The organism is Synechocystis sp. LEGE 06083 (assembly GCF_015207725.1).
Taxonomy (GTDB): Bacteria; Cyanobacteriota; Cyanobacteriia; order Cyanobacteriales; family Microcystaceae; genus Synechocystis; species Synechocystis salina.
Genome location: NZ_JADEWJ010000388.1, coordinates 1 through 2540 on the forward strand (window position 1 = coordinate 1; position 2540 = coordinate 2540).

The window sequence follows — 2540 nt, forward strand, 5'->3', positions numbered from 1 at the left end:
GGGCGAGGTGGAGGATGTGTTGCTGTTGGATGTAACGCCTTTATCCCTGGGTTTGGAGACTTTAGGGGAGGTGACAACGAAAATCATTGAACGCAATACCACCATCCCCACTAGTCGCTCAGAAGTTTTTTCCACGGCGATCGACGGGCAAACGTCGGTGGAAATCCATGTGCTCCAAGGGGAAAGGGCCATGGCCAGGGATAACAAAAGCCTAGGTAAGTTTTTGCTGGCAGGGATTCCTCCCGCTCCCCGGGGGATGCCCCAAATTGAGGTCAGTTTTGAAATTGATGTTAATGGTATTCTCAAGGTTTCCGCCCAGGACCAGGGCACAGGCAAGGAACAGAGCATTGTCATTAGCCATACCGGTGGCTTGAGCGGCGGGGAAATTGAAAAGATGCGCCAGGATGCTGAACAGTATGCTGCCCAGGATCAACTCCGTCTGCGGATGATGGAGCTACAGAATCAAGCGGAGAGCCTTTTCCACACCTACGAGACCACGCTCCAGGAAAATGGCGAACTGGTGCGGGAGGAACTCAAATCTTCCAGTAAGCAGAAGAAGGATCAATTGGCGATCGCTTTACGGACTCCCAATACGCCAGTGGAGAAATTGCAGACCTTGGTGGAGGAATTCCGGCAGATCATCTTGCTGATTGGTACGGAAGTATATCAACAGGGCAAGGGGGTTGGTAGTAATGAATTTGCTAATTTTGTTCAGGGCACCAGCAGTGGCGCGAGCCAAATGATTGAACCGCTGGAAACCAATTTGAATACCCCCCAGACCTCTCCTGCCATCACCATGACTCCCGGCACCATGATCAATGGCACCATCAATCCCGGTGGTATGGATTATGTGGAAACTGCTCCGGTGTACGGTTTAGATGATGGGGAAGAGTTTGATTTTGACTCTGACGAAACTGTTTACAGTGATTATGAAGCGATCGATTAGTCTAGGTTAATTGCCTGTTTAACTATCTTATTTTTTGATGAATTGGCCCAATATGCCCCCTGGCGATCGCCGTTGGTTGTGGATTGGTCTAACGTTGCCCCTGTGCCTGCTCAACGGTTGGGTGCTACTGCAGCTATTGGATTATTTTCAGTCCCCCCTGAGAATTTTTATTATTGCCAACCTGATCGCTTTTATTCTTGGCTATCCGGTGCGTTGGCTCCAGCGATATCCCCGTCTGAAATTGCCCTACGCAGTGATATTGGTATTGCTCACCACGGCGATTATTTTGGCGGCGATTGGCCTGTTGATAATTCCCAAATTAGTGGATCAAATTCGTACTGTTTTACAGCTTTTACCCCATCTCAATACCCTAGGCGATCGCCACTTAGAAAGCCTCGATAATTTAAGTAGTCAATGGGAAATTCCTACCAATTTCCGCGCTTGGGGTCGAGAGTTATCCAGCGAGTTTCCTAACCAAATCCGCTCCATTACTAATCAACTAGTAAATTTATTAATTTGGACTGCGGGTAGCTTAGTGGAAGCGGGCTTTATTTTTATTATGACCGTCTATTTGTTACTGCGGGGGCAGACATTTTGGGACGGTATGTTCCGTTGGCTACCCATTGATTGGCGTCATAAGGTAAGGCAAAGATTACGCCACAGTTTTCAAAATTATTACATTGGCCAAGCCACCGTAGCGGCCCTACTGGGGGTCAGTTTAATCATCGCTTTGAGCATTTTTCAAGTGCCCCTAGCCCTGCTGTTTGGTATGTTTGTGGGCTTTATGGCCTTTTTCCCTTTTGGCGGCGGCACTAGTATTGTTTTAATCAGTATTATTGCCAGTTTTCAAAGTATTTGGTTGGGCATTAAAGTCCTGGCGATCGCCACTGTGGTGGACCAGGTGGTGGAAAATGGCCTAGCCCCGAGATTACTAGGTCGTGTCACTGGGGTGCATCCCGTCTGGATTTTACTTTCTTTGATGATTGGAGCCAAGGTGGCTGGATTATTGGGCATTTTAGTGGCGATCCCCATTGCTAGTTTTGTACGGGATATGCTCAGTGATTTTATCTAGTATCTAGTGCCATGGATCACAATGGGGCAATTGAATTAACGTTGAGGACTAACTTCCAACTTCACAGTGCCATCTTCTATCTGTAGGCCCTGTAAATTTAATTCATCCAGATTTACCTGTAGTATCTGCTTTAACTTCTCCGGTGGCACATTCAACCGTTGGGCCACATCCGCGACACTAAAGCTCAATTCACCAATTTTAATGCGGGAATTTTCGGTCATGATCAGTTGCCCTGCTTCCAGTTGGGGCGCCCCTTCTATGCCGACATAAAAAGGCTGATTTTGACTGGGTAGCAGTGGTAAAACCCGCTCCACAATGCGTTGTTGCCCCGGGGACAGTCGGGCATTGTTTAACATGTTGGGGTCTAACACCGTGCCTACTTCTAAGGATTTCTCCCTAATTTGGGTTTGGATCCGGGGTACAGATTCCAGCTTCAGTTGACGACCCACTTCCCCTTGTAATACCTGTCCCAATTCTTTTGCCGTCAAGGTGACCCTAACTGGTTCCAGGCGATCGCCATCG

The 2540-nt window shown here is 48.0% G+C and carries 3 protein-coding genes; 2 read left to right on the forward strand and 1 reads right to left on the reverse strand.

Features of this window, described 5'->3' with window-relative positions; translation table 11 throughout:
• On the forward strand, positions 1-946 hold a 946-nt coding region (locus IQ219_RS18900; RefSeq protein WP_194073635.1), incomplete at its 5' end, for an Hsp70 family protein.
• Positions 947-983: 37 nt separating this feature from the next.
• Positions 984-2018 carry an AI-2E family transporter gene (locus IQ219_RS18905; RefSeq protein WP_194073636.1) on the forward strand — a complete coding sequence of 345 codons (1035 nt, stop codon included), beginning with the start codon at positions 984-986 and terminating at the stop codon, positions 2016-2018.
• Between the two features lie 35 nt (positions 2019-2053).
• Here the strand turns inward: IQ219_RS18905 and IQ219_RS18910 are convergent.
• Positions 2054-2540, reverse strand: a 487-nt coding sequence (locus tag IQ219_RS18910; protein WP_194073637.1) for a hypothetical protein, incomplete at its 5' end; no start/stop codon positions are given.

Coding starts and splice junctions, on each gene's coding strand:
- IQ219_RS18905 (WP_194073636.1), top strand. CDS start 984: ATGAATTGGCCCAATATGCCCCCTGGCGATCGCCGTTGGTTGTGGATT.